The organism is Neoalteromonas arenosi (assembly GCF_030362855.1).
GTDB classification, from domain to species: domain Bacteria; phylum Pseudomonadota; class Gammaproteobacteria; order Enterobacterales; family Alteromonadaceae; genus Alteromonas_E; species Alteromonas_E arenosi.
The window spans coordinates 29,769-42,628 of the sequence record NZ_JAUCBP010000007.1 but is presented as its reverse complement, the minus strand read 5'-3'; the positions used below and the strand labels follow the sequence as shown (position 1 = coordinate 42,628).

The 12,860-nt window shown below is 46.0% G+C and carries 16 protein-coding genes; 8 read left to right on the top strand and 8 right to left on the bottom strand.

Annotated elements, in window-relative coordinates:
* Positions 1-76 precede the first annotated feature (76 nt).
* A complete protein-coding gene (locus QTP81_RS06720; protein WP_289364588.1) occupies positions 77-952 on the bottom strand; it encodes a LysR family transcriptional regulator in 876 nt (291 codons plus the stop codon).
* 99 nt (positions 953-1,051) lie between these two features.
* Between QTP81_RS06720 and QTP81_RS06715 the strand changes: the two genes are divergently transcribed.
* Positions 1,052-1,825: a DUF1330 domain-containing protein gene (locus tag QTP81_RS06715; RefSeq protein ID WP_289364587.1), complete on the top strand. Its 774-nt coding sequence runs from the start codon at positions 1,052-1,054 to the stop codon at positions 1,823-1,825.
* Here QTP81_RS06715 and QTP81_RS06710 read toward each other — a convergent pair.
* Positions 1,800-3,143 (bottom strand): alpha-amylase family glycosyl hydrolase, encoded by a 1,344-nt coding sequence (locus tag QTP81_RS06710; RefSeq protein ID WP_289364583.1) that lies wholly within the window; start codon positions 3,141-3,143, stop codon positions 1,800-1,802. The genes QTP81_RS06715 and QTP81_RS06710 overlap by 26 nt on opposite strands.
* 185 nt (positions 3,144-3,328) lie before the next feature.
* Between QTP81_RS06710 and QTP81_RS06705 the strand changes: the two genes are divergently transcribed.
* Positions 3,329-3,451 (top strand): hypothetical protein, encoded by a 123-nt coding sequence (locus QTP81_RS06705; RefSeq protein WP_289364582.1) that lies wholly within the window; start codon positions 3,329-3,331, stop codon positions 3,449-3,451.
* A gap of 145 nt (positions 3,452-3,596) precedes the next feature.
* Positions 3,597-3,950 (top strand): hypothetical protein, encoded by a 354-nt coding sequence (locus QTP81_RS06700; protein ID WP_289364580.1) that lies wholly within the window; start codon positions 3,597-3,599, stop codon positions 3,948-3,950.
* A gap of 7 nt (positions 3,951-3,957) precedes the next feature.
* Here the strand turns inward: QTP81_RS06700 and QTP81_RS06695 are convergent, their stop codons facing one another.
* A complete protein-coding gene (locus tag QTP81_RS06695) occupies positions 3,958-4,857 on the bottom strand; it encodes a sulfite exporter TauE/SafE family protein (protein WP_289364579.1) in 900 nt (299 codons plus the stop codon).
* A 104-nt stretch (positions 4,858-4,961) separates the two neighbouring features.
* On the opposite strand from QTP81_RS06695, the gene QTP81_RS06690 reads away from it, so the two are divergent.
* Entirely contained in the window at positions 4,962-5,474 is a 513-nt protein-coding gene (locus QTP81_RS06690; protein WP_289364577.1) for a DUF2244 domain-containing protein, read from the top strand.
* Here QTP81_RS06690 and QTP81_RS06685 read toward each other — a convergent pair.
* Positions 5,471-6,553, bottom strand: coding sequence for a DUF2855 family protein (locus tag QTP81_RS06685; RefSeq protein WP_289364576.1), 1,083 nt, complete (start codon positions 6,551-6,553; stop codon positions 5,471-5,473). The genes QTP81_RS06690 and QTP81_RS06685 overlap by 4 nt on opposite strands.
* 205 nt (positions 6,554-6,758) lie before the next feature.
* Here QTP81_RS06685 and QTP81_RS06680 point away from each other — a divergent pair, with 205 nt between their 5' ends.
* Positions 6,759-7,979: a saccharopine dehydrogenase family protein gene (locus QTP81_RS06680; protein WP_289364574.1), complete on the top strand. Its 1,221-nt coding sequence runs from the start codon at positions 6,759-6,761 to the stop codon at positions 7,977-7,979.
* A gap of 21 nt (positions 7,980-8,000) precedes the next feature.
* Here the strand turns inward: QTP81_RS06680 and QTP81_RS06675 are convergent, their stop codons facing one another.
* Positions 8,001-8,915, bottom strand: coding sequence for a pirin family protein (locus tag QTP81_RS06675; RefSeq protein WP_289364573.1), 915 nt, complete (start codon positions 8,913-8,915; stop codon positions 8,001-8,003).
* Positions 8,916-9,015: 100 nt separating this feature from the next.
* On the opposite strand from QTP81_RS06675, the gene QTP81_RS06670 reads away from it, so the two are divergent.
* The 3 genes from QTP81_RS06670 (at position 9,016) to QTP81_RS06660 (ending at position 10,798) form a co-directional block, all read left to right on the top strand.
* Positions 9,016-9,261, top strand: a complete 246-nt coding sequence (locus tag QTP81_RS06670) for a DUF6482 family protein (protein ID WP_289364572.1) — start codon at positions 9,016-9,018, stop codon at positions 9,259-9,261.
* 77 nt (positions 9,262-9,338) lie between these two features.
* Positions 9,339-10,193 (top strand): TraB/GumN family protein, encoded by an 855-nt coding sequence (locus tag QTP81_RS06665; RefSeq protein WP_289364570.1) that lies wholly within the window; start codon positions 9,339-9,341, stop codon positions 10,191-10,193.
* A 2-nt stretch (positions 10,194-10,195) separates the two neighbouring features.
* A complete protein-coding gene (locus tag QTP81_RS06660) occupies positions 10,196-10,798 on the top strand; it encodes a glutathione S-transferase family protein (protein ID WP_289364568.1) in 603 nt (200 codons plus the stop codon).
* Here QTP81_RS06660 and QTP81_RS06655 read toward each other — a convergent pair.
* From QTP81_RS06655 to QTP81_RS06645, 3 genes are all read right to left on the bottom strand, one after another.
* Positions 10,792-11,211 carry an ACT domain-containing protein gene (locus tag QTP81_RS06655; RefSeq protein ID WP_289364566.1) on the bottom strand — a complete coding sequence of 140 codons (420 nt, stop codon included), beginning with the start codon at positions 11,209-11,211 and terminating at the stop codon, positions 10,792-10,794. The two genes, QTP81_RS06660 and QTP81_RS06655, sit on opposite strands and share 7 nt — an antisense overlap.
* Positions 11,212-11,229: 18 nt before the next feature.
* Positions 11,230-12,399 carry a GGDEF domain-containing protein gene (locus QTP81_RS06650; protein WP_289364565.1) on the bottom strand — a complete coding sequence of 390 codons (1,170 nt, stop codon included), beginning with the start codon at positions 12,397-12,399 and terminating at the stop codon, positions 11,230-11,232.
* Positions 12,400-12,491: 92 nt separating this feature from the next.
* Positions 12,492-12,854, bottom strand: coding sequence for a hypothetical protein (locus QTP81_RS06645; RefSeq protein ID WP_289364563.1), 363 nt, complete (start codon positions 12,852-12,854; stop codon positions 12,492-12,494).
* Positions 12,855-12,860 lie beyond the last annotated feature (6 nt).

The following is a 12,860-nucleotide window of genomic DNA, read 5'->3' as shown; positions in this document are numbered from 1 at the left end:
TATTGCGACTAATTCGGTAATTATGCCAAATAATTTTTCAGATATCGCCTGTCATTTTGCTATAGATACCCAGTAACTAACGGCTTATTTCGCCTTGAATAAGTGCGCGTTTTTCTCGCAATGCATGGGTTAAATACTGCATCAGCAATTTTACGCGCGGTGTATCTTTCAGATCTGGATGAGTCAACACCCAAATATCCACTTGTGGTGTGGGTATAGTGTTGGGCAATCTGATTAGTTCAGCACAACCGTCACCCAGAAAACAGGCGGTGCGCCCCAACCCTTGTCCGCGCTTCAACGCAATAAAACGGGTAACAATATCATCAATCGTGATACCAATAGGCGCTTCTGGGTAAGGTGAACCGTCAACTAAGTCTGACCATTGCTCGGCCTGTGAGGGGGCGATCCAGCGCAATTCGTTACGTGGTGTAGACGCTAGATATTCGGGATTGGCGTAGTAGCAAATACTGTAGGGAAACAATCGATGCCCCACTAAATGCTCCGGCAGTTTGCGCGCCGCGCGAATAACGACATCAGCTTCTGATTTATCCAGATCGGCGAACCGAGTCGAACTATTGATATGTAACTGAATACGCGGATAGCGCTGCGTAAAGGCAAAAAGCTCATCGAGTAATAAATATTGCGCCATAGGTTCGCCAATAGACAGGGTTAGTTTCCCCGCCAGCGCATCATCAGCCGCTGAAACCTTCCGCTCCGCATTCACAACCACTTGTTCCATGCGGCGCGCAAGTGCTAATAATGGCTCGCCAAATGCAGTAATTTGATAACCGCCAACACTCTTTTCAAATACATTACCTTGATGCCTGCGATGCAATTGCTCTAAGCGTCGCGACACCGTTGTGTGTGTAGTCGCCAATGTCATTGCAGCGCCGCGCAGTGTACCCGCGCGATGCAGTGCAAGAATCAATAAATAATCATTCCAATCTTCCATTGGAACGATTTTGCACCAACAAAAACAAAAAACAAGCCTCGATTCGTGTTTTAAGGCTCGCTAAAGTGCCATAAAAAGCTCTCGCAAGGACTCGGAACAATGTTTGTAACACAATCAAAATACACACTTAAGCAACTGTTAAATATAAATTTAATTGCCGCAATCCTGATTTTATCGACAATGTCACTGGGCGTATTTGCCAATACCCAACACTGGGCGGTTGATATTAAACCAGGACAAGTTGTACAGTTGATCGCTCCCGTAACGTCTCCAGAAACCTTACCGTTGCGCCGCCAGTATTATCGCGATGCAATACCTTTGGCTGAACAGTACGGATTTACTAATCACGGTCAACTTGTGGTCGAAAGAACGATATTAGGCAACTTTAAGCCCCCTACAATTATTATCGGATCATGGCCTTCACCCATGGCAATATCGGCTTTTGAGCAGGAACCCCGATGGCCAGAGCTCAAACGCAACCGCAGCGCTGCTTGGCAAGACATTCGCCTGTACAATGGTGAGGTAGATCAACCACAGAACATGTCCTTCTCGGCAGATAAAAGCTACACAGTTGCGTTCGCATGGGTCAATACCGAGCGACCTGACGATTATTACCAATATTTGGACAGCGTAGAGCCACTGCTAACTGAAATAGGTGCCCGATTTATGTTTAAGATCCGCCACCCCAAGATTGAGTCTGACCAACCCAATACGCCAGCGCCCGATCAGATAACATTTGTGGAGTGGCCTGACGCCGGTGCCCTCGCAAGACTCCGAGCAATGCCCAAATACCAGGAAATTGTAGCCTTGCTAAATCAAGGTGTTACACAGCTCGACTTGCACGTTATTAGACCCAAGGCGTTTGCTGAATAAACACTCTCGCCTTCCATGCGTCTAGGCTCATCGGCTGGTCAATTTTGCAGAGTTGGCCGGCTCCACTCTGGTGAGTGGCCGATAACAGAAACTGCTCTTGCCAATCGCCAGCGATTAAATCTGCTTGCATTTCCACCTTCAGCATCATGTCGGTAAAGTTGAGGATAACTAATACAGCATGCTCACCATTGCGCCGAACGAATGCAAAGACCTTATCAGCATGATCGGTATTAACTTGTAACATCGTCGCGCCAAACTCACCATTGTGGAGCGCTGTGAATCGTTTGCGCAGATCCAACAACTGCCGATATAAATCTCCAATGTAGTGTGCTTGCCACTCAATCGGATCGCATTCAAAAAATTGCAATCGTTTCGATTCACCCGCTTCTTGACCATTGTGAATTAACGGCATTCCTTCTCCCAGAGAAGACAATACGATGGCATTGTCTAAGCAGTCACCAAATTGCTCGAATTGCGTACCATCCCAAGCGTTTTTATCGTTATTACTGACAAAAGTCATTCGATAGGCCTGTTTAGGCCATGCGCGTTCATTCCATGAGTAATATTTGCGCAGTTTATCCAATGATAATTTGCCGTGAGCAATACCGTGCATAATCTCGTTCCAAGACCACGCATAAGTCATATCAAACGCGTACTCATGCATATCTCGCGCTTCCCATTCTGCCAGCATGAACACCGGCTTTAATTTTTCTAGCTCGGTCCGCGCTTGGCGCCAAAAATCATTCGGAACATAGCCGGCCACGTCACAGCGAAAACCATCGATGTCGAATTCATCAACCCAGTAACACATGGCCTCAATCATGTATTCGCGCAGATCCGCATGACTGTAATCAAACTCAATAATATCGCTCCAATCCCACCAAGGAGATGGTCTAAACTCGCCGCGATGATTGCGCGCGTACCATTGGGGATGAGATTGCGTAAGTGGATTATCCCAAGCACTGTGATTGGCTACCCAGTCAATAATTACTTTCATATCTAGATCGTGTACCGCTGCAATCAAGCTATGTAAGTCTTCGTGGCTGCCAAACTCTGGGTTGATAGCCAAGTAATCTTTAACTGCATAAGGACTGCCTAATGTCCCCTTCCGTGCCACCTCACCAATTGGGTGAATCGGCATCAACCAAATGATGTCAACACCTAGACTCTTTATACGCGGCAAGTCCCGCTGCACTCCTTTGAAGTCACCCTCAGCTGAGAAGTGACGTGTGTTTACTTGATAAATAGCAGCATCCCGCGACCATTGTGGATGTTTGACATGGCTGTATTGCGCAGGCGAAAATCGAGTAGAAGGCATAGTCGGTAGCTGAAACTTTTTGGCAACAATACGGTCATATTGACAGTATCAAGAACAATTTCAAATGGAATAAAATGGCAAGGGTTATTAGGCTACAAAAGTTCGTTTGGTTACTGATCTGCGCTGTTGTAATAATCGGAGGCTGCAGTTCGCGGGATTTATACAATGCGGCGCAAGAGAATCGCATGCGAGAGTGCAGCAAGCTTTACGGTGCGCAACGCGAGGAGTGCGAAGCGCGGTATCAGAAAGATTTCGATACCTACCAACGCGAGCGAGAAGAAGTTCTTAATAACGATAACCCATTGTAGTTTATCTAAAAAAGTTCGCTTAGACGCATATGAAAACCCTATTCGTCGATTTGTTGAAAGACTGATTAGGTTATGAATACCAAACTGAGGTAAGCTACAAGGGAGAGGTAATTTAAGCGGTAACTTTTTTGAATTGGTGCAAAAAATGATTGTTTTAGTAGTATTGTTTGTACTCAACCTTCTGTGTGTTGTGATGGCATTTGCCAACCACAATCGCTTCTTAGCACATCTTAAACGCAACTACCCTGATCTTTACCAATCTCTTGGGAGACCAAAAACATTTACTCGATACACCATGAACGAGCGTTACGTCAATCGCCATGATGAAGAAGCCGAGCAAGCACTTCGCTATAACACGTTTATGGCAAACAAAGAGTGGCGTACTCTGAACGATAATGTATTGAACCGTTCAGCCGTAAATCGTCGCACAGGGCATGTAATAGCCTTCGCGATTTTTATGTTGTTGGTAGTCGCTTCATTAGTTGCAAATCGAGTATAGCTTGACGTTAGGCAATACTCGGCAGTCCACTCATACCCAACAGCAACACCCAGGATGCGAAAAATACTTTTAAATGAGTTGGCGAGAACAATAACACCACCCGCTTGGCAATAATGCCTCCGATCACTGCTCCGGCTCCGGCAAAGAGCACAACAGGCCAATAAATCGCATCTGTGATAAAACCGTGATAACCAATCGCACCCCACACACTAAACGCACTGAGAATAACGGCACAGGCTATCGCAAAAGTCACATTGAATCCGCGCATAATTAAATAAACGGCCACGAGTTCTCCGACACCTACAGATAACCAAGCTGTTATCGCACCACCACAATAACCAATCAGTCCCAGAGCCAATAGGTCTGTACGCTCGAGCAATTGGTTAAACTCCGTGCGCTTGAGCAGAGGAATTGAGCCGTAAATGGCAATAGCCAGAAGAATTGAAAATATACCGAACCAAAGATGCAGTGCCTCAACGCCGTCACCGTGTAGGCTAAACCACTGCTGATACTCAACGATCTGAACCGTCCAGATCCCCAAAATACTCGAAGGTACGCTGAACGCTAGTACTCTACCCATCTGGCCCCAGTCACCGTCATGACGGTGATGTTGTCGATAAAAACGAAACCATGTCACAGCGCCTGCTGTCATTCCGCAACACTGAATAGCAAAACTTGTCGCAACTATGGTAATTGCTGAAAATCCGAGATGATTGAAAAATGGCACGAATACAACGCCACCACCCGCTCCAGTTGCGTTTGCGAAGATTGCGCCTGTTATACCCAACGCACTGAAACCACCATAGCCGTTGAGTAACTCTGCTGTATTCGGCAAAGCAATTAGAAGAGCAATCCAGCTCACTAACAACAATAAGCGCACCGGGTGTCGTACAAGAAGGGTTTTCAAATTTTTTACTGCCTTTAAGTCACGCACGCACTGTGCCAAAGAAAAACTTGCATGCCAATACGTAAAGTGCTGATCATTTGTTCAAATTCAAGGGTATAAACCTCATGGTCGAAGTTGAGCAACAAGCAAGCCCCAATACAGTGATTACGTTACTACCTAATCGCTCAGCCAGTTGGGCCAGTACAAAACTACTTATGGCGGCAATGATATTCTTCGTTATGGTCATTGCGATTGCATGGGCGTTTGTCGGTGCCTGGGTGATATTACCTTTTGCCGGATTCGAAGTCGGACTTCTGGCTTATATAATGTATCGGGTGTGTCATTCAACTTATCGTTCAGAAGTCATTAAAATCAGTCCAGATGCTGTCGAAGTGATGCGCGGTAAACTTCCACTCCACAACTACCGTGAATCATACACATTTAACCGGTCTGACGTGCACGTGGAAATCATCGAAACTGAAAATGATTGGCATCTGCCTGACATCCGCATTGTTACCAACACCCAAAGTCTGCGTGTTGGTGGCTTCTTAAACTTGTCAGACCGCAAGCAACTTGCGAAGCAGTTGCGCAACTGTGGATTACCTAACTGCCGAACCCATTGGTGGAAGCAGGATTAGAAATCTAACACATGCATATCCGTTGGCTTGATATTGCCCTCTAGGAACTGCTGATACAATTGTACGATCGCCTGCGCACCGTGGTGCTGTTGTGTATGGAGCAACGTTGAAAAGTGTTTTACGAAATCTTGCCAGTGCTCAGCATAGCGTTTTTGGAATGTTTCCGGTCCCCACTCTTTGTTGTATTTTCGTACTTCATCAGGTGCGAAAAACACATGGCCAACTGACGTTTTTTCTCTTAGCCCCTGCGCCTGAATATCAGTCGCACCAATCAATATGGTTTTCGCACTTGCATCTTCATGCCCCGCTCGCCATTGGATTAGGCGTTTTTGATCGCCCGCAAAGTCGAGTATCCAATCTGCGTTTTCTATACCACCTTGAGAGGCTTCATCATAGGTTTTAACTTCATCATAGCAATCTGACTGAGTGACGAACTCACGCTGTGGTGGTGATGTAACGCCGATCACCGTTAGTTCAGGTTTAAGTGCTTTAAGAATTTGCGCAGTCCCATATGCCGTTTTACTCGACGCACTAGTCAACCAAACCTTGTCTTTATCAGTACTTAATTTATCCACTAATGCGTAGGCAAGAACAAACGATGTTGTGAATAATGGGCGGAAGGTTAATATCCAAGCCATCGCTGCCTCAGAAAAACTCGGATCGGCATTACATCGCATGTAATGATCATAAACCGGTGAAATCGAACGCCGCTGCGGATGATTATCGCTAAAACCTGCGGCGGTTATTTTATCGGCATGGACCAATAAGTGTGACCCCATGGGAAGATATCCGTATACGCGCTCACCAACAGTCAACGCTGATGTATTTGATTCTACTACCTTAGCAAATCCCCATACTGGGATAATGCCATAGCCTTTTGAGCCTGGAAAAAAGCCCCAATAACCAAACCGCTCACCTAACAGCGCATAGGTAATATTGTTCGCCGATAGCCCAAACTGCTCAACTTCGAGTAACACAGCATTAGGATTTTCATCCAGATGAATGGTTGTTTCTACTTGGCGAACATTTACCAGTGCATCTTTTTGAATTTCGATCGTCGTACAATGAATTGGCTGCATAGCGGTCTCTATAAAAGTGAGTTTCTATAATCCTAGGCTATAAATATGGCCTTTTGACTCATTTTTATGAATAGTTGCTCGCTAACTGAATTTATTCGAATTACACAACAGATCAGCCTATTATCAACCGAGTGTAATACGCTCGGTTTTGTTACGTCCTGTTGTGGGCCCCAGACCTTGTAGAGTAAAAATTGGAGAAAATTTTATGAGCGAACAGTTTGATATTGTCGTTTTTGGCGCAACCAGCTTTGTCGGCAAGATTGTCTGTCAATATTTACGCGACACCTATCCAAGTGGCGCTATCCGTTGGGCAGTTGCTGCTCGCTCGCAAAGTAAGCTAGACGCGTTAGCGAAAGATGTGGCGATTGAGTCCATCCCACAAATCCTGGCCGATGCCGACGACCAGGTCTCTATCGATGCACTAGTTGCGAGAACGAAAGTCGTTATTAGCACTGTGGGACCTTATGCACTCTACGGTGAGCCGATGGTAAAGGCTTGTGCTAACAGCGGCACCGATTATGTTGACTTAACCGGCGAGCCTCAGTGGATACACGCAATGATAGAAAAGTATCAAGAGGTCGCTCAACAGTCCGGCGCTCGCATCATCAACTGCTGTGGGTTTGACTCAATCCCATCAGATCTGGGCGTATACTTTTTACAGCAACACGCCAAAGAGCGCTTTGGCCAAACTTGTAACGTGGTAAAAACACGCGTGAAGGCAATGAAGGGCGGCGCCTCTGGCGGCACAGTTGCATCACTTATTAATGTCGTCAAGCAGGCTGCAAAAGACCCAGCATTGCGCAAATTACTGGCAAACCCTTATGCATTGTGTCCTGAGGGGCATAACTTTTCGGCCTATCAAACAAACTTAGCCCATGCTAAGTACGAGGAAGAAACTGGCAGCTGGATTGCACCGTTCGTAATGGCTAGCATCAATACACGGATTGTACATCGCTCTAATGCATTGTTTGACGCCGAATACGGAGAGCGCTTCCTCTACGACGAAGCGATGATGACCGGGCGCTCGATGAAAGGCGGAATGATGGGCTGGACTGTTACCGTAATGCTCTCCGGACTCATGATTGGCGCCGCAATCCCCCCGACTCGTTGGCTGTTGGAGAACACCGTGTTACCCAAACCAGGCGAAGGTCCGAGTGAGGAAGAACAGCGCAATGGTTTCTTCGATTACCGCATATTCGGTACTACCAAAGACAATCAAAAAATCACTGTCAAGGTAACCGGCGACCGCGATCCTGGTTATGGGTCTACGGCCAAAATGCTTAGTGAAGCAGCTATTTCATTGGCCCTTGATGACGCCATGCAAGCTGTGCCTGGAGGTTTTTTAACGCCAGCGGTGGCCTACGGTAATACACTAATTGAGCGATTGACTAGCAAGGCCGGTTTAACCTTTGATGTTTTAAACTAGGGCCTAATGCCATTGCCGCAATCATCGCGGCAATGGGATCCTTTCATCGTTGTCATCGGGAATGACCGGAAACTTATCCTCTTCCCAATCGCGTTTGGCTTGCTCAATACTTTCTGTATCGGTCGATGCGAAATTCCAAAACATACGTCGAGGTGACATTTGTTCGCCGCCAATAATGGCTAATCTACAGGCTGTTTTTGCCGTGATAGCGGTGCTCGCATCTGGATTGATGATTGCCATTTGATGTTCTTGAATCTCTGTTGCATCAATCATGGCGCTACCCGAAGCCATATAAACAGCTCGCTCCTGCGCATCTGGTAAGGTCAATACTTGACCGGGTTGCAGCGCGGCTTCTACATAAAGCGTATCTGCAAACGTCATAACCGGTGAGGACAGATCATAAGCATCACCCATAATCACCCTAACAGGAACGTCGTCGACCGTTGTCTGTGGAATTTCATGGTCAGGGTAGTGATAAAATGCGGGATCGCGATTCTGTTGTTCCTCCGGCAATGCTAGCCATAATTGCAAGCCGTGTAACTGATGATCAATAGCGGTAACCTCTGGGCGCTCGCGTTCTGAATGCACAATACCTTTTCCCGCCACCATCAAATTGACGTCGCCGGGACGAATCGGCTGATAAGAACCTAATGAATCGCGATGCAGGATTTCACCTTCGAATAAGTAGGTCACCGTAGCCAAGTGAATGTGGGGATGAGGACGCACGTTAATCCCGTCTCCAGCTTTAAATTCAGCGGGCCCCATATGATCGAAGAACAACCAAGGCCCAACCATGCGTTGCTGCATGGAAGGTAATACTCGACGCACCGAGAACCCACCTAGATCTTTATCTTTTGGCGTGATTATGAAACGAATAGAAGAACACTGTGCAGATTGGCAGGGCGCATCCGCTTGAACGGTAGTTTCTAAACTCATGATAAGGCCTGTTTTAGTTAGTTAATGAAAAGCCTGACGCATCTGGAGTGATCTTTCCAGTCCTGTCTGCGTTTAAATTTCGTCCAACGGAGAATCAGCTATGAATCTATTTATTGAATCGATTGAAGGCGGTACATACTTAGCAGCGCTTGACGATGGTCGCGATCGCGATTTCGTTCGTGACAATAGTAGCAAACCAAAGGCTTTCCATTGCCTTAATGAAATTCGCGAGCACTTATCGGGTTTGCAGTTTGAACGTGTTACCTTAAAGCAATCAACACCTTACGATGAAATGTGTGGGTTAGATTCCGGCGCAGAGGCGCTCGAAATTGAATTAGAGTGGTAAGCACATAAAACACTTGTGATTTTAGGCCATCCGATTAGCCTATGGTGAATTGGGAATTTCACTGTAGGGAATCACATATGAAACGCATTGTTCTTTTCGCTGTATTTTTTTGTCTTAGCCAACTAAGCCATGCAGCATCGGTCTGGAAAGTGAGTAACGGCAAGGACACCGTTTACGTCGGCGGCACGATCCATATGCTTAGCGAAACTGATTACCCGCTACCTAAGGAATACAGCAGGGCCTATCAAGCGTCCCATAAAGTGATTCTTGAAACCGATGTCATGTCACTTGACAACCCCGAATTCTTACAAAAAATGATTGCAAAGGTGACCTACCAAGACGGTCGAACGTTTAGAGACGAATTATCACCGCAAGTATCGAAGGCGGTTGAACAGCACCTACTATCCCGCGGTATCCCGCCGCAAAGCATGCTGCCTTATAAACCGTCATTCCTCAGCATCTCTATCGCGCTAACCGAGCTTAAACTCGCGGGTTTGACTGCAGAGGGTATTGATGAACACTTCGCAAAGCTGGCAACAAGTGATGGAAAACCTATCGGGTGGCTGGAAAGCTTAGACCAACAATTAGAATTTCTTGCTAATTTAGGAAAAGGACAAGAAGATGAGCTTTTACTCTATACGCTGGATGACATAAGTACTTTAGGTGCGTGGTTAGAAGAATTTAGAACACAATGGTTAGCTGGTGATATGAATGGCTTGTCTGACTCACAGATAGTTGAAATGAAGCGAGATTTCCCAGCTGTTTACAAAGACTTATTGGTTGAACGCAACCATAATTGGATTCCCCAAATAAAAGCCATGTTTAATACACCGGAAATCGAATTTGTGTTGGTCGGCACGCTTCATCTTGCTGGTCCAGATAGTGTGTTGACGATGCTTGAGCAAGCTGGTTACACCGTTGAGAAACTCTAAACATGTTTACGGTATACGGCGATAAGCGCTCGGGTAATTGCTATAAAATACAGCTTACCTGCGCGCTACTAGATCTCAATTACGACTGGATTGACGTCGATATAATGCACGGTGAAAGCCAGTCAGCAGCTTTCAAACAGCTGTCCCCTGCAGCTAAAATCCCCATCGTAAAGTTTGCTGATGGACGAGTCTTAAGTGAGTCCAACGCAATTTGTAACTTTCTTGCTTATGATAGCCCCCTGTATCCGGTCGATAAATTTACTCAAGCGGCCATTCAGCAATGGCAGTTTTATGAGCAATACAGCCATGAACCGAATATTGCTGTCGCGCGGTTTATTAAGCTTTACCAAGGATTGCCCGATAACCGCCAAGCAGAATACGAGAATAAAGTTGTGGGGAGCTATAAAGCCCTTGAAGTTATGGAGAAGGCCTTGCAACAAATGCCTTTTTTTGCAGGTGAAAACCTAACGACCGCTGATATTAGCTTATTTGCCTATACGCATAAGGCAGATGAAGGCGGAATTTCATTGGCAGACTTTCCCAACGTGGAGGCGTGGATAGAGCGCGTACAAAGTTCTCCTAACTTTGTGACGATGGATTACTGACTACGCAGGATACTCGCCTGTTTGCGCGCTAAAGCTGTTAGCGCCTCAACAGCCTGCGCTGCGTCAGATTGACCAACAAAAATATGGTCGTGGTAAAAAGCTGCGACGACATTAGCCGAGATATTTTGAGCCGCGAGTGTCGTCGCTACTGCTGCGGTGAGACCTACCGCATCTAAACTTGAATGGACAGTTAATGTGATACAGCGAAACACTCCCGAATAATCCAAACCGTGTTTTTCTGCCTCAGACTTCGTAACGATCAGCGTCATCCCCTCTGATTCTGCAAAGCTGCCTTTTATTTGAATGTGAGTAGGAATTCGATTTACCGCAATGGTGCAAAAGACGTATTTATCAGGGTCCAACGCTGGTGCCATGCTTGCTAGTAAGATGGATAAATCCCGTTCGCCGCTCATCGCTCACTCTCTGTTAATTTAAATAGCAACGTGTTCCATCTTATCTACAGATACACGGTTACGGCCATCATATTTTGATGCATACAGTGCCATATCGGCCCTATTGAGTAACCCTTGCCAATCCAGCTCACCGTGTTGTGACAATGCTACACCGACGCTAACAGTTAGGGGAATAGACTCACTGTTGTGCCGCATTGTCGTGGACTCTACGGCTATACGGATCCTCTCAGCGACTGTTTTAGCTTCACTAGGCGAAGTCTCCGCAGCTAACACTACAAACTCTTCTCCCCCCAAACGAAAGTGATGATCATAATCTCGGCTCTGTTGCTTGATAATCCCGCTGACAAACTGAATGGCTTTGTCGCCAACTGCATGGCCATAGCAATCGTTGACCTGTTTAAAGTGATCGATATCAATGACCAAAATAGCTAAATGCGTGCCTTTGCGTTCGCTCTTGCGCAGCTCGTTGTTCGCTACCTGTTCAAGTGATTTGCGGTTTAGCCAACCGGTGAGCTCATCAGTGAGAGCCAGCTCTCTAAGCGAGAGCTCTTTGCGCCACATCACTATGGCGGAGCCCCCCACCGTAAGAGCAAACACGTATAACATCAATAACAATGTACCCGAGGTTTGAGTAAAGTGGCTCCCGACTAACATCAGCTCAAAATCTTTACTCACCATCATTGTGCCACGAATCAATAACTGCACGATGAATAGTGCTAAAGCAAAAATTAATAACCAATATGCCTTGCCCTCGCGTTTAGATTTCCGCTTCGCGATTAATGCCATAAGCGTTGCCGCATTAAATGCAATGATAATCAAATAATGGACGATAATTCGACTCTCTACTGAGGTCGCCACAATAGGTAGCTGATGCAAAATCAATGTCGCTACGAAAGCTAGAGCAACGACTTTGTACATAGACTGCCCGAATAACAATCGCGAAGTACCACTAAAAATAGCAGCGTGTGCAGTTACGTAAAATGCATTAGCAAACATTGGGTTTATGCTATCGCTGCTATCTTTAAGTAGCCACAAACCAATAATGTTCGAGCTTAGAAAGCAACCCGCAGCGAATATCCAGTCATATAGGTAAGTTTCACGTCGAGAAGTGATGAGTTGCGTGGTAAAAGTCACCGCCATACCTGCGCTTAACAGCGCAGTACAAACTGTGAGCGTAAAGATGTCCATGAGCCAGTGCTTCCGTGCGGTAAAAGTTTAGCTTATCTCGTTAGCCAAAAGCTTAACATAAAACCAACAATGTCATAGGGTTAGTTAGTAATTTAAACGGTAATATCGAGGTGAACTCGGTCGTCCTTATCAGGATCGTCGTCTTCGGTATGCGAAACGCTATTTTCGTCGAGAAATTCTTGCTTGTTGTGGACAATTTCTTGCTCGTCAGCTTCAACATTTTCATCAGTGGTATCAACAATTAAGCCAATATGCTCATCGCTGTAATCCTTGCTCTGTTGATCGGGTTGTTGCTCTTGGCGATCCGGCTTTTCTTGAATTACAGGGTGATTTTCATCCTGTGGCGATGGGTGAAGTGCCGACTTTTTGTCAACTTTTTTGACCTCACCACGATCAGACTTGACCGGCACGGTGCCTCGTCGAGGTAGCACAGAAAAAAGTAAATCATTACTCATCGTTTT